This window comes from Ramlibacter sp. WS9 (assembly GCF_003797765.1).
Lineage (GTDB): Bacteria > Pseudomonadota > Gammaproteobacteria > Burkholderiales > Burkholderiaceae_C > Ramlibacter.
In genome coordinates this window covers 27,289-47,916 of record NZ_RKMB01000025.1, presented here as the reverse complement: position 1 = coordinate 47,916, position 20,628 = coordinate 27,289, and the positions used below count along the sequence as shown (strand labels likewise).

Annotated in this window: 19 protein-coding genes; 13 read left to right on the top strand and 6 right to left on the bottom strand. The window is 63.4% G+C overall.

What is annotated here, in order from left to right; genetic code table 11:
- Nucleotides 1-481 precede the first annotated feature (481 nt).
- Complete coding sequence (locus EEB15_RS26585; RefSeq protein WP_141512987.1) at nt 482-1,906, top strand: FAD-binding oxidoreductase; 1,425 nt, start codon at nt 482-484, stop codon at nt 1,904-1,906.
- A gap of 98 nt (nt 1,907-2,004) precedes the next feature.
- On the top strand, nt 2,005-3,069 hold the full coding sequence (locus EEB15_RS33815; RefSeq protein WP_158290242.1) for a hypothetical protein: 1,065 nt from the start codon (nt 2,005-2,007) through the stop codon (nt 3,067-3,069).
- Nucleotides 3,070-3,133: 64 nt separating this feature from the next.
- Here the strand turns inward: EEB15_RS33815 and EEB15_RS26565 are convergent, their stop codons facing one another.
- Genes EEB15_RS26565 through mnmG form a run of 6 tightly spaced genes read right to left on the bottom strand, consistent with a single transcriptional unit; the run spans nt 3,134 to nt 8,704 of the window.
- The gene (locus EEB15_RS26565; protein WP_141512983.1) at nt 3,134-4,063 is read right to left on the bottom strand and encodes a ParB/RepB/Spo0J family partition protein; all 930 of its coding nucleotides are present in this window, start codon (nt 4,061-4,063) and stop codon (nt 3,134-3,136) included.
- A gap of 8 nt (nt 4,064-4,071) precedes the next feature.
- On the bottom strand, nt 4,072-4,611 hold the full coding sequence (locus EEB15_RS26560) for an alpha/beta hydrolase (RefSeq protein WP_141512982.1): 540 nt from the start codon (nt 4,609-4,611) through the stop codon (nt 4,072-4,074).
- Between the two features lie 59 nt (nt 4,612-4,670).
- A complete protein-coding gene (locus tag EEB15_RS26555; RefSeq protein WP_141512981.1) occupies nt 4,671-5,441 on the bottom strand; it encodes a ParA family protein in 771 nt (256 codons plus the stop codon).
- A 41-nt stretch (nt 5,442-5,482) separates the two neighbouring features.
- Nucleotides 5,483-6,097, bottom strand: coding sequence for a LysE family transporter (locus tag EEB15_RS26550; protein WP_141512980.1), 615 nt, complete (start codon nt 6,095-6,097; stop codon nt 5,483-5,485).
- A gap of 43 nt (nt 6,098-6,140) precedes the next feature.
- Nucleotides 6,141-6,776, bottom strand: coding sequence for a 16S rRNA (guanine(527)-N(7))-methyltransferase RsmG (gene rsmG, locus EEB15_RS26545; RefSeq protein ID WP_141512979.1), 636 nt, complete (start codon nt 6,774-6,776; stop codon nt 6,141-6,143).
- On the bottom strand, nt 6,773-8,704 hold the full coding sequence (mnmG, locus tag EEB15_RS26540; protein ID WP_141512978.1) for a tRNA uridine-5-carboxymethylaminomethyl(34) synthesis enzyme MnmG: 1,932 nt from the start codon (nt 8,702-8,704) through the stop codon (nt 6,773-6,775). Before mnmG ends, rsmG begins: the two co-directional genes overlap by 4 nt.
- A gap of 151 nt (nt 8,705-8,855) precedes the next feature.
- Here mnmG and EEB15_RS26535 point away from each other — a divergent pair, with 151 nt between their 5' ends.
- The 11 genes from EEB15_RS26535 (at nt 8,856) to EEB15_RS26485 (ending at nt 20,627) form a co-directional block, all read left to right on the top strand.
- On the top strand, nt 8,856-10,016 hold the full coding sequence (locus EEB15_RS26535) for a nucleotidyltransferase family protein (RefSeq protein ID WP_158290241.1): 1,161 nt from the start codon (nt 8,856-8,858) through the stop codon (nt 10,014-10,016).
- Nucleotides 10,017-10,028: 12 nt separating this feature from the next.
- Entirely contained in the window at nt 10,029-11,153 is a 1,125-nt protein-coding gene (locus tag EEB15_RS26530; RefSeq protein ID WP_141512976.1) for a methyltransferase domain-containing protein, read from the top strand.
- Complete coding sequence (locus EEB15_RS26525; protein ID WP_141512975.1) at nt 11,150-12,979, top strand: asparagine synthetase B; 1,830 nt, start codon at nt 11,150-11,152, stop codon at nt 12,977-12,979. The genes EEB15_RS26530 and EEB15_RS26525 overlap by 4 nt, the downstream gene beginning before the upstream one ends.
- 207 nt (nt 12,980-13,186) lie before the next feature.
- A complete protein-coding gene (locus EEB15_RS26520; protein WP_141512974.1) occupies nt 13,187-13,696 on the top strand; it encodes a lasso peptide biosynthesis B2 protein in 510 nt (169 codons plus the stop codon).
- A complete protein-coding gene (locus EEB15_RS26515) occupies nt 13,693-14,583 on the top strand; it encodes a hypothetical protein (protein ID WP_141512973.1) in 891 nt (296 codons plus the stop codon). The genes EEB15_RS26520 and EEB15_RS26515 overlap by 4 nt, the downstream gene beginning before the upstream one ends.
- A gap of 1 nt (nt 14,584) precedes the next feature.
- Nucleotides 14,585-14,857: a PqqD family protein gene (locus EEB15_RS26510; protein WP_158290240.1), complete on the top strand. Its 273-nt coding sequence runs from the start codon at nt 14,585-14,587 to the stop codon at nt 14,855-14,857.
- Nucleotides 14,858-14,870: 13 nt separating this feature from the next.
- Nucleotides 14,871-15,500 (top strand): 2OG-Fe(II) oxygenase, encoded by a 630-nt coding sequence (locus EEB15_RS26505; protein WP_141512971.1) that lies wholly within the window; start codon nt 14,871-14,873, stop codon nt 15,498-15,500.
- Complete coding sequence (locus EEB15_RS26500) at nt 15,497-17,137, top strand: ABC transporter ATP-binding protein (protein ID WP_141512970.1); 1,641 nt, start codon at nt 15,497-15,499, stop codon at nt 17,135-17,137. Before EEB15_RS26505 ends, EEB15_RS26500 begins: the two co-directional genes overlap by 4 nt.
- A gap of 141 nt (nt 17,138-17,278) precedes the next feature.
- Nucleotides 17,279-18,304, top strand: coding sequence for a glycosyltransferase (locus EEB15_RS26495; protein WP_158290239.1), 1,026 nt, complete (start codon nt 17,279-17,281; stop codon nt 18,302-18,304).
- Nucleotides 18,301-19,272, top strand: coding sequence for a GDP-L-fucose synthase (locus EEB15_RS26490; protein ID WP_141512968.1), 972 nt, complete (start codon nt 18,301-18,303; stop codon nt 19,270-19,272). Before EEB15_RS26495 ends, EEB15_RS26490 begins: the two co-directional genes overlap by 4 nt.
- Nucleotides 19,263-20,627, top strand: a complete 1,365-nt coding sequence (locus EEB15_RS26485; RefSeq protein WP_141512967.1) for a UDP-glucose/GDP-mannose dehydrogenase family protein — start codon at nt 19,263-19,265, stop codon at nt 20,625-20,627. Before EEB15_RS26490 ends, EEB15_RS26485 begins: the two co-directional genes overlap by 10 nt.
- The last annotated feature ends 1 nt before the right edge of the window (nt 20,628 follow it).

The window sequence follows — 20,628 nt, the reverse complement described above, 5'->3', positions numbered from 1 at the left end:
ACGCCGGATGTTTCGATGGCAACACGGGGCAATAGTGCTGGCCTCATCCGCGACAGTCGGCTGCAATGGCCCCTCCATTCACCTCAGGAGATCCGTAGATGCATGTGAAACGACGACGACTTCCGAATTTCGAGGCTTGCAGCGTAGCCCTCTTTGCCTCGCTCGCCATGGGTGCCGCCGCACTCCCGGCCCGCAATCAACTCCCCTTGGCGCCCACCCCTTTACTTTCGTATACGGCGCCTGCCGCCGCCGGCCGAACCGCGCCGCGGGTCACGCAGCGCAGCAACGCCCCCGAGCGCCTGGACGCTGCGCCCGATGGCTCCGTATCGAGCCCCGGTTTCGACGAATCACTGAAGTAGAACAAGGACGGCCTCATCACCCGCGCCGAATACGAGGCCGCGTTCGTCCGTTAGCTGAAAGCTTTCCATGGTGTGGCGAGCGGCGCCGGGCTTAAACTGGGGTGCCCCAGGAGACCCCCCGCATGAACGCCCCCGCCGCACTCGCCCACCTCGTCCCTGAAATCCACCAGCGTGCCGTCCCCGCGGCGCTGATCGATGCGCTCAAGGCGCGCTTCGGCGCCAACTGTTCCACGGCGCTGGTCGTGCGCGAGCAGCACGGCCGCGACGAGTCGTCGTTCGAGTCGCCGCCGCCGGCCGCGGTGGTCTTCGCCGAGAGCACGCAGGACGTGGCGGATGCGGTCAAGCTGGCCGCCCAATACGACGTGCCGGTGATTCCGTTCGGCGTTGGCACGTCGCTCGAAGGCCACTTGCTGGCTGTGCAGGGCGGCATCAGCATCGACGTCGGCCGCATGAACAAGGTGCTGTCGATCAATGCCGAAGACTTGACAGTGACGGTACAGCCCGGCGTCACGCGCAAGCAGCTGAATGAAGAGGTCAAGAGCACCGGCCTGTTCTTCCCGATCGACCCGGGTGCCGACGCGACGCTCGGCGGCATGAGCGCCACGCGCGCCAGCGGCACGAACGCCGTGCGCTACGGCACCATGCGCGAGAACGTGCTGAGCCTCGAAGTGGTGACGGCCAGCGGCGAAGTGATCCGCACCGGCACGCGCGCCAAGAAATCCAGCGCAGGCTACGACCTCACGCGCCTCATGGTGGGCAGCGAAGGCACACTGGGCGTGATCACGGAAGTCACGGTGCGCCTCTACCCGCTGCCCGAGGCGATCTCGGCGGCGGTGTGTTCCTTCCCCAGCATCGAGGCCGCGGTGCGTACCACCATCCAGATCATCCAGCTGGGCGTACCGATTGCGCGGGTCGAGCTGATCGACCACAACACGGTGCGCATGGTCAACGCGCACAGCAAACTCGGCCTGCGCGAAGAGCCGATGCTGCTGATGGAGTTTCACGGCTCGCCCACCGGCGTGAAAGAACAGGCCGAGCTGGTGCAGGAGATTGCGGCCGAGCATGGCGGCAACGCGTTCGAATGGGCCACGACGCCCGAAGAGCGCACGCGCCTCTGGACCGCGCGGCACAACGCCTACTTTGCCGCGATCCAGTCGAAGGCGGGCTGCCGCGCCATTTCCACCGACACCTGCGTCCCGATCTCCCGCCTGGCCGATTGCCTGCTGGACTCAGTGGCTGAAGCAGATGCGAGCGGCCTGCCCTACTTCCTGGTCGGCCACGTGGGCGACGGTAACTTTCATTTCGGCTACCTGATCGACCCCGACAAACCGCAAGAGCGCGAGGTCGCGGAGAAGCTCAACCACCAGCTGGTGGCGCGGGCGCTGGCGCTGGAAGGCACCTGCACCGGCGAGCACGGCGTGGGCCTGCACAAGATGGAGTTTCTGCTCACCGAAACCGGTGCGGGCGCGGTGGACATGATGCGCACCATCAAGCGCGCGCTGGACCCGAAGAACATCATGAACCCGGGGAAGATCTTCTCGCTCTAGAAATAGAGTCAGTGCACCCCCCTGTTCGGAGGGTGCCCAAGTAGGCAAGGGATCGATAACCTTTCGTTTCCTTTGTTTACCTTCGGAGATCTTTACCCATGACCCGCGCTTACCCTCGGCTCCTTTCACTCGGGGTCGGCTTGGCGGCCGCCCTTCTCACCGCCTGCGGCGGCAGCGACGACTCCACCCCCGCGACGACCACGCCCCCCACGGTCACCACCACCGAGGTTTCAGGAGTCGTCGTGAAGGGCCCGGTCAACGCCGCCAACGTCTGCGCCTACAAGGCCACATCGACCGGCAAGGGTGAACAGCTTCTGTGCACTGCCACCAACAGCTCCGGCGGGTACACGATGAACCTGACGTACGTGGGCGACGTGGTGATCGAGGCCAGCGGCGGCACCTACACCGACGAAGCCACGGGCACCACCAAGACGTTGAGCGACCCGATGCAGGTCGTCATCGCCGCGCAAGGCGGTTCGACCACCGGCATCGTCACGCCGCTGACTTCCGCGGCATTCAGCAAGAGCAAGAGCCTCGGCGGCGGTGTGAGCAGCGCCACGTTTGCCACCGCCGCCACGAGCGTCGCAACCCAGTTCCAGTTGAACGGCATCAACCTGGCGACCACGCTGCCGGCGGTGACGGGCTCGACCAACAGCTATGGCTTGATGCTGCGCGCCGTGTCGCAATTCATCGCCAACGGCAACACGCTGGCAGGCTTTCAGGCCTTCGTGACGCCCAACACGCTGCAGACCAGCTTCGGCACCGCGTACGCCACGATCAACGGCACGGCGATCACGTTCACGTTTGACGGTGCCAGCACGGGTGGGACCGGTGGAACCGGGGGCACAGGCGGGACTGGTGGAACGGGTGGCACCGGTGGCACAACAGGCGGCAACAAGAACCTCGTCATCACCGTCACGGTGAGCGGCGTCAGCAGCACCGTCACCATCAACAACGTGCCGCAGCCGACGACGCAAGCCGAGTTCTGCACGGGCATCCAGTCGGACACCACGTTCACGCAAATCGGCACGCAAGGCGGCGGCACGTTGACGATCAACAGCTGCAGCTATTCCGGTAACTCGGGAACGGTGGCGGCGACGCTCACCATCACCGGCCCGGTGAACGTGACGGTGCCTTACACCATCAACTACAGCTACCAGTAATTCGCGCCATCGCGCAATGAAAAAGGCGCCCCGAGGGGCGCCTTTTTGTTGGCCCGCAATACCGTCAGGCGCTGCCTGATCTCAGCCGGTCGATGAGGCCATTCAACTCCTCGAGCGAGCCGAACTGGATGGCAACCTCGCCCATTTCTTCATTGCGTCCGTGGCGCTTGACGCGCTTCTTCACGCGCACCTCGACTTCGGCCGTGAGCAGGTCCGACAGCTCCTCTTCCACGCGGCGCAGGTCGCGTGACTTTTCTTTCTTCGGCTTGGGCGAGGTGAGGTTGAACTCGGCGCCCAGCTTTTTCACCAGGCTTTCGGCTTCGCGCACAGACAGTTTCTTCGCCGCGATCTGGTTCGCGGCCGTGATCTGTGAAGCGCGCTCCAGCGCCAGCAGCGCACGGGCGTGGCCCATGTCCAGGTCACCCGCCATCAGCATCGTCTGCACCGGGTCGGCGAGGTTCAGCAGGCGCAGCAAGTTGCTCGCGGCACTGCGCGAGCGCCCCACCGCCTGCGCCGCCTGTTCGTGCGTGAGGCCGAACTCCTTGACCAGGCGCTGCAAGCCATGCGCCTCTTCCAGCGGGTTAAGATCCTCCCGCTGGATGTTTTCGATCAGCGACATTGCCGCGGCCGCTTCGTCGGGCACGTCGCGCACCAGCACTGGCACGCTGTCCAGGCCGGCCAGCCTGGCCGCGCGGAAGCGGCGCTCGCCGGCGATGATTTCGTACTTGCCGGCGTTATCGCCGCTGCCGACCTTGCGCACCAGGATCGGCTGCATGATCCCTTGCGCCTTGATGCTCTCCGCGAGTTCGTACAGCGCGCCTTCGTCCATGCGCGTGCGCGGCTGATAGACGCCCGGCACCATGTCGGCAAGCAGCAGCGACGCGGGCAGGCCCGGGTTGCCGGCGGCGGTGTCGGCAGACGCGCTCTCTTGTGCGGTGGGTCCCAGCAAGGCTTCGAGGCCGCGGCCGAGGCCCTTGGGTTTCTTGGTGACCATGTTCTGGTTCAGTCTTTCATCAAATCTTGCAGCAGCACGTGGCCTTCGGGCCAACTGGCGAGGCCGGAGTCGGCGTTGATATGGCCGCAGTCGCCGTAGTCCATGAACTGCGAATTCCACGCGTAGGCGAAGAGGCGCGCCCGGTCGAATTCGACATACGGGTCGTTGCGGCTGGCCAGCAGGACGCTGGGGAACGGCAACGCCTGCAGCTCGATCGGCGACCAGGTGGGAAGCATCTCGCGCAGTTCGGGCTGCTCGGGGTCGCCCGGCGCGACGAGCAACGCCGCCTTCACGCGGTGCGTGTTCGTCGACAGCGCGGCCCAAGCTGCTATGAGGATGCAGCCCAGGCTGTGCGCCACCAACACTACGGGTTCATCGCGCGTCAGCACCATTTCCTCGAGACGCGTGACCCAGTCACCGCGCAAGGGGTTCACCCAGTCATGCTGCTCCACGCGCACATAGCCATGGCGCTTTTCCCAGAGCGTTTGCCAGTGCTGCGGACCGCTTCCCTGCCAGCCCGGCAGAATCAGAACGTTGGAAGGCTTCATTTGCTATTAAATAAGTAGCATTAAATCAAGGCGGGGCGCAGTATTTCGGCCATCAAGCCCTACATCTTGCGAATGCGCTCCACCATTTCGCCGGCAAATTCGATGAAGGCCTGGCTGCCGCGCGCCGCCGGATCGAAAACGACGCCCGGCAGGCCGTAGCTCGGTGCCTCCGCCAAGCGGACGTTGCGCGGGATCACCGTGTTGAAGACCTTCTCGGCAAAGTGCGCTTTGAGCTGGTCGCTGACTTGCTGCTGCAGCGTGATCCGCGGATCGAACATCACGCGCAGCAGGCCGATGATCTGCAGGTCCTTGTTCAGATTGGCGTGAACCTGCTTGATGGTGTTGACCAGGTCCGTCAGGCCTTCGAGCGCGAAGTACTCGCACTGCATCGGCACGATCACGCCGTGCGCGGAGCACAGGCCATTGAGCGTGAGCATCGACAGCGACGGCGGACAGTCGATGAGGATGAAGTCGTAGTCTTGCGACACTTCACCGAGGGCCAGCTTCAGGCGCTGGTCGCGGTGTTCGAGTTGAACCAGCTCCACCTCGGCGCCGGCCAAGTCCCGATTGGCACCGAGCACGTCGTAGCCGCACTTTTCGCTTTTGACTTTGGCTTCGGCGACCGATGCCGATTCCAGCAGCACGTCGTAGACGGTGAGTTGAAGCTTGCGCTTGTCGACACCCGATCCCATGGTGGCATTGCCCTGCGGGTCCAGGTCGACCATCAGCACGCGCTGGCCGATCTTGGCCAGGCCGGCCGCGAGGTTCACCGTCGTCGTCGTCTTACCAACCCCGCCCTTCTGGTTGGCGACGCAAAAGATTTTTGCCATGCCGTTATGTGCACTCACGCTGGTCGACGGCCCTGCGCCGCTCACTTACTCACCGCGAGCTTGATGCCGAAGCCCAGCAGGAAGAGCCCCGCCACCTTTTCGAGAACGCGGCTGATGGCCGGGTTGGCGCGCATGCGCTCGGCCAGGTGATGCGTGAGCAGCACCACGATCAGGCCATAGGCAAAGGTGAGGACGGCAATGGTCGCGGCCATCACGCCGAAAGTCAGCATGCCCTGGTGCCGGGCCGGGTCGACGAACAGCGGGAAGAACGCCATGTAGAACACGATGGCCTTGGGATTGAGCAAGGTGATGAGGCCAGCCTGCTTGAAGTAATGCCGTGGCTCGATGTTGAGGATCGGCGCCGCGCCGGGCTTGGCCAGCAGCATCTTGATGCCGAGCCACGCCAGGTACGCGGCGCCCAGCCATTGAACGGCGTGGAAGGCCGTGGGATAAGCCGCCAGCAGCGCCGCGACCCCAGCCACAGCGGCCCACATCAGGACTTGGTCACCTGCGATCACGCCCATGGTCGCGGCAAGCCCGCCGGCGATGCCGCCCTTCCCCGTCGAGGTGATCAGCGCCAGATTGCCGGGGCCGGGAATCAACAGAAAAACGATGATCGCGGCGACGAATGCGCCGTAGTCTGCTACGCCAAACATTGAAACCCCCGGGCACGCGGCCGAATTGAAGGTCGAGTTTACGTTACGCGGCGCGGCGTTTCATCCAAACGATGCAGCGTTCCGCGTCCAGACCCGGCACTTGTAGCTGTTCCACGTGAAACATTTCGACGGAAGACGGAAGCTCGGCAGCTTCATCGTCCGGACGCTTCCCCTTCATCGCCATCCAGACACCCTCTTCCGCCAGCGCCCCGGTCGACCAAGTGACGAAGTCAGCCAACGAGGCGAAGGCGCGCGAGCACACCACGTCGTAGGGCCCGGTCAGGTTTTCGACCCGCGCATGGAGGCCGCGCAGGTTGGGCAACTTGAGCGTGACCGCCGCCTGCTGGATGAATGCCGCCTTTTTGGCGACCGTGTCCACGCAGTCGACCCGGATTTCCGGGCGGCAGATGGCGATAACCACGCCTGGAAGGCCCGCGCCGGATCCCACATCCAGAAGCTGGACCGGCTTGGCGCCCGTGTGCCTGAGCAGCGGATGGATCACCGCCAAGCTGTCCAGCAAGTGGTGGGTGAGCATTTCCGCGGGATCGCGAACGGCCGTCAGGTTGTAGACCTTGTTCCATTTCTGGATGAGGTCAAGGTAGGCGAGCAGCTGGGTGATCTGGGAATCGTCGAGCTCAAGGCCCAACTCTTGGGCGCCTCTTTCGAGCTGCGCTCTCATGCCGTCTCAGCCACAAAGCCCTTGAACTTCGTCTTCTTCAAGTGCACAAGCAACAAGGACACAGCAGCCGGAGTCACCCCCGAGATGCGCGATGCCAAACCCAGCGTTTCCGGCCGGTGCTTGTTCAGCTTCTGCCGCACTTCGATCGACAGCCCCGTTACCTGCATATAGTCCAGGTCTTCCGGCAGCTTGAGGTTCTCGTAGTGCGCGGACCGCTCCACCTCGTCCTTCTGGCGGTCGATGTACCCCGAATACTTGGCCGCGATCTCGATCTGTTCGATGACGGGTTCCAGCAGGTCGCCAAGTGTTTCACGTGAAACATCAGGGCTGAGATAGGCGCCGGCGCCCAGGGACATCAACGCCGCGTAGCTCACACCCGGGCGCCGCAGCAGATCGCCGAGGTTGTACTCGTGTTCGATTGCCTTGCCCAAGACGCGCTCGGACTCGGAGGCAGCCAGATTGCGCGGGCTGATCCAGGCGGCGGCCAACCGCTGTGTTTCACGTGAAACAGCGTCACGCTTGCGGTTGAATGAATCCCAGCGGGCGTCATCCACCAAACCCAGGTTGCGCCCTGCCTCGGTCAGCCGCATGTCGGCGTTGTCTTCCCGCAGCTGCAGCCGGAACTCCGCCCGGCTGGTGAACATGCGGTACGGCTCGGTGACGCCCTTGCTGATCAGGTCGTCGACCAGCACACCCAGATAAGCTTCGTCACGGCGGGGCAGCCAGGAATCTTTGCCCTGGCACTGAAGCGCCGCATTGATACCGGCGAACAACCCCTGGGCCGCCGCCTCTTCGTAGCCGGTGGTCCCATTGATCTGGCCGGCAAAAAACAGCCCGGCGATCGACTTGGTCTCGAAGCTGCTCTTGAGCGAGCGCGGATCGAAGTAGTCGTACTCAATGGCGTAGCCCGGGCGCAGGATGTGCGCGTTCTCCAGGCCGGCCATCGACCGGACCAGGTCGTACTGAATGTCGAAAGGCAGGCTGGTCGAAATGCCGTTCGGATAGAACTCGTGGGTCGTCAGGCCCTCCGGTTCCAGGAAGATCTGGTGGCTTTCCTTGTCGGCGAAGCGATTGATCTTGTCTTCGACGCTGGGGCAATAGCGCGGCCCCACCCCTTCGATCTTTCCCGTGAACATCGGGCTGCGGTCGAAGCCCGAGCGGATGATGTCGTGGGTGCGCTCGTTGGTGTGGGTGATCCAGCACGGCACCTGCTGCGGGTGCATCGACGCATGGCCCATGAAGCTGAAAACAGGCACTGGGTCCAGGTCGCCCGGCTGCTCTTCGCACTTCGAAAAATCGATCGTCCGGCCGTCGATGCGCGGCGGCGTTCCGGTTTTCAGGCGCCCTTGCGGCAGCTTCAGCTCTTTCAGCCGGGCCGAGAGCGAGATGGCCGGCGGATCACCCGCCCGCCCCGCTTGGTAGTTGTTCAGGCCCACATGGATGCGCCCGTCCAGGAAGGTCCCGGCCGTCAGCACCACGGTGCGACTGCGAAAGCGAATGCCTACTTGCGTAACAGCGCCCACCACCCGGTCGCCCTCGACCATCAAATCATCGACCGCCTGCTGGAACAGCGTGAGGTTGGGCTCGTTTTCCAGGCGCCGGCGGATCGCGGCCTTATAGAGAATGCGGTCAGCCTGCGCGCGCGTCGCACGCACGGCAGGGCCCTTGGAACCGTTGAGGATGCGGAACTGGATGCCGCCTTCGTCCGTGGCAATGGCCATGGCGCCGCCCAACGCGTCCACCTCTTTGACCAGGTGGCCCTTGCCGATTCCGCCGATCGACGGGTTGCAGCTCATCTGCCCCAGCGTCTCGATGTTGTGCGTGAGCAGCAAAGTCTTGCAGCCCATGCGCGCGGAAGCCAGGGCGGCCTCGGTCCCGGCGTGGCCGCCGCCGACTACGATGACGTCGAATTCTTGGGGGTAGAGCATGGGTTTTGGGGGCGCCCGGCAAGATGGCAGGCAACCTTTGATTTTACGGGCCGGGTCGGTTTTGTGCCACGCGCGAGCGCTTGGCCCTGATCGCATGACCCCACGGACAGCTCTACGTCAAAATGCTCATCTTGCCCAACCATCGCCACCTGTGCCCACCGCCGAAGAACTGATCTGCGCCGTGCTTCGCGGAGAACACGCGCCTTGGCGTTGGAGAGATGAACCAGACGCCGCAGCACGCTTGTTCGAGCAAGCCAACGCGCACGGCGTCTGCGCCCTATTGCACTCTCGCCTGGCGTCTGCCGACTGGCCGCCCTCTTTGCTGCAAAGCCTGCGCACCAATGCGATCGAGCTGGCCATGTGGGAGACACGCCACCAGAGGGTGCTCGCCAAAACACTCGCCGGGCTCGACGCCATCGGTGTACGGCCCGTGCTCGTCAAAGGCACCGCCCTGGCCTACTCGCTGTATGCCGACGCCGCACTCCGCACACGGGGCGACACCGACCTGATCATTCCCTTCGACGCCCAACAGAAAGTCCACGCCGCGTTGCTGGCTCTCGGCTTCGAGCGGGTTCTCGCCGTCAGCGGCGAGTTCGTCAGCTACCAGGCGAGCTACGTCCAGCAAACCTCCGATGGCAGCTCCCACACGCTGGATCTGCACTGGAAGATCAACAACTCCGAACTGCTGTCGCGCCTCTTCACTTACGACGAGCTTGCCCACGACGCCGAGCCTCTGCCTCGCCTCTGTGCGCATGCATTGGGGGCTTCGCGCGTGCACGCCCTGCTGCTGGCCTGCATGCACCGGTCCACGCACAAGCAGAACCCGTACTACGTGAACGGTGAAGCTCACCACGACGCCAACCGGCTGATCTGGCTCTACGACATTCACTTGCTCGCGGGGCAGCTGAACGAAGGCGAATGGGAACAGGTCGTGCGCTTGGCCGACGACAAGGGCCTGCGCGCCGTCTGCCTGGAAGGCATGCAAAACGCGCAGGCCCGCTTTCACACGAAGTACCCGGAAGCGGTGCTGCAGGGGCTCGCGATGCACAGCACGCCAGAGCCCCCCGCACTCTATCTGGGGGGCGGGAAGCTGCGGCAGCAGTGGATGGACTTTCAGGCGCTCGGAAGCTTCACGCGCCAATTGCGCTTCCTTCGCGAACTGGTCTTCCCTTCCGCCGAATACATGCGCGCGCACTACGCGGCGTCGCCATCCACCTGGCTTTCGTGGCTGTACATCCGGCGGGCCTTGGGCGGAGTCGTCAAGCGAATGCGCGCCCGCACCGCCGCAGAGCCACAACACGCAGACCGCTGATACTCTCGAGCCATGTCCTATTCACGAGTCACCCATCACGCTTCGATGGTTTTCGACACGTACCGCAACGAGCGGTACGCCGCTGCCATCGCCAAGACAGTTCACGCCGATTCCGTCGTGCTGGACTTGGGTGCGGGCCTGGGCCTTCACGGACTCTTGGCAGCCGCGGCGGGCGCAGCACGCGTCTATCTGGTCGAGCCTCAGCCTGTCGTCCACACGGCACGGGACGCAGCCCGCGCGGGCGGCCTCGATGGCCAGGTGGTTGTCTTGCAAGATCGCATCGAAGACGCGACCTTGCCGGAACCCGTCGACCTCATCGTTTCGGTCTTCACCGGCAATCTACTTTTCAGCGAAGACCTGTTGCCGTCGCTCTTTCACGCCCGGGACAAGTACCTCAAGCCAGGCGGCAAGATGCTGCCGGACCGTGCCGAACTGCGCCTTGCGCCTCTGTGCGCGCCTGCGCTGCACGCGAAGCACATCACGCGCTGGGCAGAGCCGATCATGGGCCTCGACTACTCCAAGGCCAAGCGGTTTGCGGCCAATGATGTTCTTTGGCTTCGGCGGCCGGAATTCGTTGGCACGCAGCGTCTGGGCGCAGGCGGCATTGTCAGCGACCTGGACCTGACGACCGCTACGAGCGCCGACTGCAGCGGCGAGGTCCGCTGCACTGTCGATACGGCCGGCTTATGCCACGGCCTGCTGGCGTGGACGAGAATCCGCTTGGTCGATGAATGGATCAGCACCGACCCGGACGCACCCGACGTGCATTGGTCTCCGGTGATATTGCCCATCGATCCTCCCCTCGCGCTCCAGCAAGGTGAGGAAGTCACGATGACACTGAAGCGACCCGCTTATGGCGATTGGACCTGGTCCATCAGTGCCGGCGCCGGATCGCGCCGGCACTCCACCTTTCTTGCCAGCGCCGAGGGCGCAAGAGAACTCGCCAAGATGGCACCCACCAGCAGTCCCGGCCTGAGCGACGACGGGCGGCGGGCGATGCGCGTTCTGCAGCTGTTGGCCGAAGGGCTGAGCAATCGCACCATTGCTGAAACCCTCGTAAAAACCGAGGCCATGAACCCGGCGCTGGCCCTGCAGGAAGTGCAGGCGATCGCCAAGCGATACGGCGGAAAGACGTGAGCTGCATCGCCGGCCTGCTCGATCGTGCAGGCAAGCCCATCGATCCCCAATGGCTGCATCGCATGCTCGCGCGCATGAAAGCCCGCGCGCCCGATGGCGATCAAGTGGTGTGCGATGGGCCGGTCGGCTTTGGCCACGCCCTGCTGCGAACGGGCAGTTCCGGCGCAGAGGCCGGGTACGCCATCTCCACGGACCGCCAAGTCTGGATCACCGCGGACGCACGGATCGACGGCCGCGCCGACCTGATCCGCGAATTGCGCGCTGCTGGCAGACGTGTCGAGAATGACGCGCCTCACGCCGAGTTGATCGTGGAGAGCTACTGCGCCTTCGGTGAGGAGTTTCTGAGTCACCTCATCGGCGACTTCGCATTTGCGCTCTGGGACGAACGCTCCGCCAAGCTGATCTGCGCGCGGGATCATTTTGGTGTGCGCCCATTTCATTACGTGCAGGCCGGCGACGTGTTCGCCTTCGCCAGCGATCTGGACGCCCTGCTGGCCATTCCGCAAGTATCCGACGAGCTGAACGAGGCGAGCGTTGTTGATTTCTTGCTGTTCGGCGCTTTCCAGGACGCAGGGAGCTCGATCTATCGAGACATCAAGTGCCTGCCTCCCGCCACGGCACTGACGATCACCACTTCGCACAGCACCCAGCGAAGGTACTGGGAACTCCCGCGCCACGCGGAAACCCGGTTCCGCCGCCGCTCAGAGTACGTTGAGCAGTTTGATGAGTTGTTCAAAGTTGCGGTTTGTGATCGCCTGCCGGACGGCGCGGTCGCGATGCAGCTGAGCGGGGGAATGGATTCGACGGCGATTGCCGCTGTCACGGCCGGCCGCTTGACGGCTTCGAAAAGCGCAATCACTGCTTACACCATTTGCTCACACAGCCTGCTCCCCGAAGACCAGGAGCGCCATTTCGCGGAGATGGTGGCGTCTGAATTGGGCATTCGCCTTGTTTCGCAAGACCTCGGCAAGTACGAGCTGTTCGAAGGCCGCCAAGGCGCGGCCCTGACCACAAGCGCGCCCATCGTCTATCCCCATCTTGCGGCGCATCACGATACGCTCGCACAAGTGGCCGAGACCGGCGCGCGAGTCCTGTTGAGCGGGCATGGGGGCGATGCGGTGATGGCACCGTCGGCAAGTCATTACCCCAACCTGATGCGAAGCGGCCGCCTCGTCAAATTCGCGGCGGAGGTTGCACACCACGTACGGGGCACGGGCTCATTCCGCGGAATGGGCCTGAGGTCAGCGCTATGGCCCCCCCGGCCAACGCCCGCCTGGATGCCTCCCCTACCAGATTGGATAGATCCGGCCCTGGCCGAAAGGGTCGATCTCGAGGCCCGATGGAATGCCGGCTGGCAGACTTACCACAGCGGCGTCGATGCCTATGGGCAATTGACGCAACCCTGGCTGAGCCGCCACTTCGAAGCGCTCGAAATATTGAAACAGCCGGTTGTTGGCCGCTACCCGTTTTACGACCTGCGCTTGGTCCAGTTTTTGCTGGGCATCCCCAACTTCATGCTGGCGCGAAAAGCGGTGCTTCGCGAGGCAATGTGCGGAAAACTCCCGGAAGTTGTGCGTTATCGCCCAAAAACAGCCTTGCCAGGGGACCCCATTCGCGTTATAGTAACAAATCGTAATTTGGACTTTCCAAAGCGATGGAAGGGATCGAACTTTTCGAAGCTCCTCTGCCGAGACAAGTATTTCATCGCTTTGGATAACTTCTGCAATGGCGAGGGCGCAGATTCCACCTGGAACACTTCGCTCATCGTTGCGCCCATCGCGTTCAACACCTGGTTAGATAGCAAGACGGGAACACACGAAAAATGAATCAACATCACAATCCGCGCCCAGAATTGTCCTCTGCACCGCGCCAGAAAAGTACCTATCGCACCCCGACGCTGGTCTTGTTTGGCCAAGTGTCGGCACTGACGCAATCGACCTCTGGGTGCAACATGGGCGACAATCCGGCCTGCTCCACTCCCACCAGCGATATGGGCGTCACTATGGCGTAGCCGCCGTCAGGCGTCGACTGATTTGCAGTTTTGCCAGCTCGACGCTGGCCTGGCCGACAAATTGAATTGCTTGCAACTGTTTACTCACCGGTTAGGCCGCTTGAAGGCCTTGCAGCCGGTGGAGCGTCGGACCTTCGTCGCTGCCATGCTCCTGTTGCCCCTTGCCGGGCTAGGACTGCGCCTTTTCGGACTGGCGCGCATGCAGACGCTGCTGCGTGTCAAGCGTCCGTTGGCGCAGGCAAGTGCCTCCCTCCTTGAAATCCAATCCATGGGCAAGCTGGTCAACATGGCCGCGAAGCAAAGCCCCTTTCCCGCCACCTGCCTGACGCGCTCGACTCTGCTCGCCTGGATGCTGGCCCGCCGCGGCATACCGTGCCAGTTGCGCATCGGCGTAAAACTGGACGAGGGTGCGTTTGCGGCCCACGCATGGGTCGAATGGCAAGGCATTCCTGTCAACGACAAGCCGGACATCGCCACCCGGTTCCATGCTTTCGAATCGCCGGAGCCTCCTTCCGCATTTCAAACGTCATGAGCGGTGTGACGGTCAAGACGTCCCAGCAACTGGTGACGTTCCTGGCGCACGACGAGCGCGCGCAGGAGTTGATCGAAGAGCCTGCGTTCCAGCAGTGGCACTTGCCGGACAGCACGCCCTGGACCTTGTTCTATCGACGGCCCACCCACTATCTTCTCCGGTTCCCAGGACTGGGGGACTTCGAGGTGTCCCAGGACGGCCGTGCCGTGCAAAGCTGGCCGGCCCCGGGTGTGCCATCGCCGACGGTAGAGCACTTGTACCTGAACCAGGTGCTGCCGCTTGCATTGAGCAGGCAAGGCAAGCTGGTGCTTCACGCCAGCGCCGTCGAGGTGGGCAACCAGTGCCTGGTATTCCTGGGCGAATCGGGCCGGGGCAAGTCCACGCTGGCCGCGAGCTTCGCAACATCAGGTGCCAGGTTTTTGACGGACGATGGCTTGCACCTCGAATGGGTCGACAGCCAGTTGACCGCCATGCCTAGCCATCCTTCAATACGCCTCTGGCAAGACAGTCAAGATGCTTTGATCGGCGAAACCGACGCCATGGCGCCCACACTCCATTTCACAACCAAGGCTCGTCTCCTGGCAGGCCCGGCGCTTGACTTTTGCGATGAAGCCAAGCCCTTGGCAGCGATCTATTTTCTTGGCAATGGGGATGCCCGCTCGCCCCACATCACGGTCATGAAGCCGGCAGCCGCGTTGATGCAACTGGTGCGCAACTCTTTCCTTCTGGACATCGACGAGCAGGAGATGCTGGCAATGCATTTCTCCGGCCTTTCAAAAATCGCCAACCTGCCAATTCACTATCATCTCGACTATCCGCGCCAATATGAGGGTCTCCCACTCGTGCGCGAAGCCGTCATCCGCCATGCCAGTGAAGGAAGCTCCTGAGATGACTCTTCCCGACAAGGTCACCATCCCGCCCGAAGTCATGGCCCGCCAAGTGGGCGACGAAACCGTCATCCTTGATCTGGCCAGCGGCAACTACTTTGGGCTGGATCCCGTGGGCGCGCGAATCTGGCAACTGATCACTGAAGGCCGCACGCCGGCCGCAGTCCGCGACAGCCTTCTCGCCGAATACGAGGTTTCGCCCGACGACCTGGAGCGGGACCTTGACCGGCTGCTGAACGAATTGCTTTCGCAAGGCCTGCTGAGCGCGGGTTGACGCGCCGGGAGCCATGTCGCACTACCTCATTCCAGGCCTGCTGGGCCCCGACGCTGCCTCCGGCTTACTGAACTACGCCATCGCCAACGAGGCACGTTTTCAAGAAACCACCGTCGGCACCGACGCTCGTGTCAAGCACACCGCACGACGGTCTCGGCTGCTCACCGATATCGGTCCTTACCGAGACATGATCGAAAAGCGCGTCGCCAAGGCTGTCCCGGAGCTGATCGACCGTCTGGGGCTGACACCCTTTCAGGCGACGGGGTTTGAAGTCGAGTTGGTAGCGCATGGGGATGGCGCCTTTTACAGGCGCCACATCGACGTCTTCACAGGCTCCGACCGCGCTCCCGGCGATGCCGCCGCTGACAGGCTGATCAGCCTCGTCTATTACCTCCACAGAGAACCCAAGGGATTCTCCGGTGGGGAGTTGCGCCTTTACCCCCAAATTCGCCCCACGGACATCTCCCCCGAAGGCGGCATCGACGTTGTGCCACAACACGACATGGCAGTGGCTTTTTCAAGCTGGCTGCCTCACGAAGTACGCGCTGTGACTTGTCCCACGGGTCAATTCGGCGATGCTCGCTTTGCGGTCAACTGCTGGGTCTTGCGGCAACGCGCCGCATCGAGTCAAAGCGCGAAATGACCCTGAGACTGCTCCTGGCGTACGCTGTGCCGTATCGCCGCAGTCTGTCACTTGCGGCCCTCCTGATGCTGCTGGACGCCTTTGCCGCACTGGCACTGCCCTGGCTGGCGGGTCGCTTCGCTCAGGAACTGGTGGAGGGCGCCCAGGCAACGGCAAAAATAGTCCTGATCATCGTGGCACTGTTGGCCCTGCAATGCCTGCTCAGGTATGCAAGCAGCTCCCTTCTTGCCCGCACCGGCGCCGACATACTCGCGGACTTGCGCTGCCGCATCTATGACCATCTGCAATCGCTGCCCCTGAACTTCTATCACCAGCGCCGCCAGGGCGAAATCCTGGCTTTGCTCACCTATGAGGTCACGCAACTGGCCGGATTTATTTCGGGCACCCTCCTGGCAGTCGTGCCTACTCTACTCACGGTGGTGGGCGCAACTCTCCTGATGGTTCGCCTGGACATGGTCCTTGCCGCAGCCGTAGCGATGCTGGTCCCGGTGTTCTACGTGATGGTCAAGGTCTTGGGGCGCCACCTTCGCTCGATAGGCTTGCAGCTGCAGGCGGCTGACGCCATGGCTATTTCCATTGCCGATGAAAACCTCAGCATGTTGCCGGCCATCAAGACCTTCACCCGTGAGGCTGAAGAATCGATACGGTACGCAACGCACGTCGAGAACGTACGCCTGCTGAGTGCGAAGGAATCCGTTGCCTACGCCGCCATAGAGCCGGCCGTCCAGTTTGTGGCGATGACATCCGCCGTCCTGCTGATCTGGTTCGCGAGCGCGCGCCTTGGCAGCGGCCACATGACCCCAGCCGAGTTGGTCAGCTTCCTGTTGTATGCGGCCCTGCTGACGCGGCCTGTCGGCCGTTTGGCCACAACCTACGGCCAGGCCCTGATGGCCCAGGGAACACTGCAGCGCCTGCAAGGCGTTCTCTCGGAACCGGGCGAGCCCATCTTTCAGGCGACACATGCATTGCCGGCAGTTCACGGAAACATCGAATACCGCAACGTCTGCTTCTCTTACCCCGGCCGCCCAGCGGTGCTCAAGGAACTGAACCTGCACGTGCGGGCCGGTGAAACGATCGCAATCGTCGGAGAAAACGGCGCCGGCAAGAGCACCTTCGCACACTTGCTGATGCGCCTTCAAACGCCGCAGTCGGGCCAGATCTTCGTCGATGGCCACGACATATCGCAGGTGAGCTTGCACAGCCTGCGCGGGCAAATCGGCGTCGTGCCGCAGCACGTGCTGTTGTTCAACGGCACCCTTCGCGACAACATTGCCTACGGCCGGCCTGGCGCTGACGAACATGCCATTCAAGCCGCTGCGCAAATGGCGCAGGCGCATGACTTCATCTTGGGCTTGCCGCAGGGCTACGACACCCTCATCGGCGACGAAGGCGTGCGGTTGTCGGGCGGGCAGCGCCAGCGGGTCGCGTTGGCAAGGGCGCTGCTCAAGAACCCACCCATCCTGATACTCGACGAAGCCACCGCCATGTTCGACCCGGAGGGCGAGCGATCTTTCGTCCAGGCCTGCCGCGACACCTTCCGCGAGCGCACCGTCATCCTCATCACACATCGCCCGGCCAGCCTGGCTTTGGCAGACCGCGTTCTGCGTCTCGGCGACGGAACTGTCCACACCGTGTAAACGCAACAGTGGCGCAGGACGTGAATCCGTCACGGTTTCACGTGATGAATAGTGCTTTCATCACAGCAAGCCTGTAATAAAATGTTGCAAAGCTCAACTCGTTGCTACACCCCCGTGGATCCAATCGCCTACCCCATTGCCATGAGCGCCGTCGCGTCCTTCGCGGCTGCGATCGTGCTTGTCCTCACGACAAGCCAGCATGGGCGCTTCACGATGGACGCACCCGGGGCCATTCAAAAGTTCCACCTGCATCCCACGCCGCGCATCGGTGGGATCGGCATCTACCTGGCCTTGGTAGCTGCATCTCAATTGATGTCCAGCCTCGAGGCCAAGCGCATTCTCGACACGATCCTGCTCGCGGGCATCCCGGCCCTCGTTGCCGGGCTGCTGGAAGACCTCACCAAAAGAATCAGCGTGCGCACGCGTTTGCTGGCCACGATGGCGAGCGGTCTCGTCGCCTACTGGATGACCGGCGTGATGATTACTCACCTGCAGGTACCGTTCGTCGACCAGTTGCTGGGCTGGACGCCCATTGCCGTCCTCTTCACGATCTTCGCGATTGGCGGCATCGCCAACGCCATCAACATCATTGATGGCTTTCATGGCCTGGCGAGCGGCACCGCCACCATCGCCCTGTTGGCCCTCGCCGGCATCGCGGCGCTTGTCGGCGATACGCCTCTGGTGTTAACCGCGGTGATATTGGCCGCAGCGGTTGCCGGCTTCTGGCTCGTGAATTTTCCGTGGGGCAAGTTGTTTCTGGGCGACGGCGGCGCCTACTTCGCCGGCTTCGCTTTGGCGTGGCTCGCAGTGCTGCTGCCCATGCGCAACCCGCAAGTGTCGCCGTGGGCCAGCTTCCTGGTGTGCGCCTACCCCGTGATCGAAGTCTTGTACAGCATCGTGCGCCGCGGGCTGCGCCGTGAAAGCCCTGGCAACCCCGATCGGCACCACTTGCACAGCCTGGTCGCCACAAAACTCGTGCAGCCGAAGCTGCGAAACCTGCACCCCACGTTACAAAACTCGGCCGTGTCCGTGTTGATGTGGGTATGCGCCGCAGCGCCCGCGGTGGCGGCGGTCGCGTTGTATCAACGCCCAATTGCCCTTTGGTTTTGTGCTGGCGCGTGCGTCCTGCTCTACCATATGCTCTACCGATACTTGGTACGCCTATGACATTGCCCAAAATTTACGTCGCTGGCCATTTGGGCATGGTGGGAAGCGCCATCGTGCGAACGCTCCAGACGCAGGGCCACAGCAACTTTGTAACACGCAGCCGCGCCGAGGTGGACCTCACCGACCAGCGCGCCGTCCACGAACTCTTCGCTGCCGAACGGCCCGACGAGGTCTACCTTGCCGCTGCTCGCGTCGGCGGCATCCACGCCAACAACGCGTACCCGGCCGAATTCATCTACAGCAACCTGATGGTGCAGGCCAACGTGATTCACGCGGCCTGGACGCACGGCGTCAAGAAGCTCCTCTTTCTCGGCTCCAGCTGCATCTACCCCAAGCTCGCGCAGCAACCCATGGCCGAAGACGCGCTGCTCACCGGCGCGCTGGAACCCACCAACGAGCCCTATGCCGTCGCCAAGATCGCGGGCATCAAATTGTGCGAAAGCTACAACCGGCAGTACGGCACCGACTACCGCAGCGTGATGCCCACCAACCTCTACGGCCCCGGTGACAACTACCACCCTGAAAACAGCCACGTGGTGCCAGCGCTCATCCGCCGCTTCGACGCAGCCAAGGCCGAAGACGCTCCCACGGTCACCATCTGGGGCACGGGCCGCGCCATGCGCGAATTCCTGTACGTGGACGACATGGCCGCCGCCAGCGTGCATGTCATGAACCTGGACCCAGCGGCTTACGCCTCTTGTACCGAGCCCATGCAAAGCCACATCAACGTTGGCTTCGGCAGCGACGTGACCATCGCCGAACTGGCGCAGCGCGTGGCCGAAGTGGTGGGCTACGAAGGCAAGATTCTTTTCGACGCAACCAAGCCGGATGGCTCGCCGCGCAAGCTGCTCGACTCCACCCGCATTCACCAACTGGGTTGGCGGCCGCAGGTCTCGCTCGAAGCGGGCCTGGCCCGTGCCTACGACGACTATTTCAGCCGCGCCCGAGCTCCCGAACTATGCAAGTAACTGTTATTGGCACCGGCTATGTAGGCCTGGTGACTGGCGCCTGCCTGGCCGACCTGGGCAACCACGTGATGTGCGTGGACGTCGACGTGAACAAGATCGCGGGGCTCAACGCCGGCGAAGTGCCGATCTACGAACCCGGCCTCAAGGAACTGATCCAGGACAACGTGGCGGCCGGCCGGCTGCAATTCACCACAGAGATCACTTCCGCCGTGGAATTCGGCGAGATCCAGTTCATCGCCGTGGGCACCCCGTCTGACACCGACGGCAGCGCCGATCTGCGCCAGGTGCTGGAAGCCGCACGGAACGTGGGCCGCTACATGAGCGGCTTCAAGGTCGTCGTCAACAAGTCGACCGTGCCGGTGGGCACCGGTTTGAAAGTGGCGGCCGTGCTGCGCGAAGAACTCACGCGCCGCCAATCCGACGCATCGTTCTCGGTCGTGAGCAACCCAGAATTCTTGAAGGAAGGTGCGGCCATCGCCGACTTCATGCGGCCAGACCGCATCGTGCTGGGCACGGACGACACGCCAGAAGGACACAAAGCATTGGCCGCGATGCGGCAGCTGTACGCCCCCTTCAACCGGAACCACGAACGCACGCGCGCGATGGACGTGAAGAGTGCGGAGTTCACCAAATACGCCGCCAACGCCATGCTGGCCACGCGCATCAGCTTCATGAACGAGCTGGCGAACCTGGCGGACGCCGTCGGCGCCGACATCGAACTGGTGCGCCAGGGTATCGGCTCCGACCCGCGCATCGGCTACAACTTCCTGTACGCGGGCACCGGCTACGGCGGCAGCTGCTTCCCCAAGGACGTGCAGGCCCTGGCCCACACTGCCCGCGCGCACGGCCGCACATTGCGCGTGCTCGAAGCCGTGGAAGCCGTCAACGACGAACAGAAATCGGTGCTGGTGCGCAAGGTGTTCGCGCGCTACGGCCAGTCGCTTACCGGCCGCCATTTCGCGCTGTGGGGCCTGGCCTTCAAGCCCAACACCGACGACATGCGTGAAGCCCCCAGCCGCGGCGTGATCGGCGCGCTGCTGCGTGCCGGCGCCACCATCAACGCGCACGACCCGGTGGCCGTGGAGCATGCCCAACGCGCGCTGCAAGACGACTTCGCCGATGCGCCGGCGCTGCTCAAGCGCCTGCAATACGCGGCGCGGCCGATGGACGCGCTGGAAGGCGCGGACGCGCTGATCATCGTCACCGAATGGAAGGCTTATCGCAGCCCCAACCTCACGGCGCTGAAGGCCGCGATGAAAGAGCCCGTCATCTTCGACGGCCGCAACCTCTACGAACCTGTTGTGATGAAGGCGGCCGGAGTGAGCTACGTCGGCATCGGCCGCAACACCCACTGAC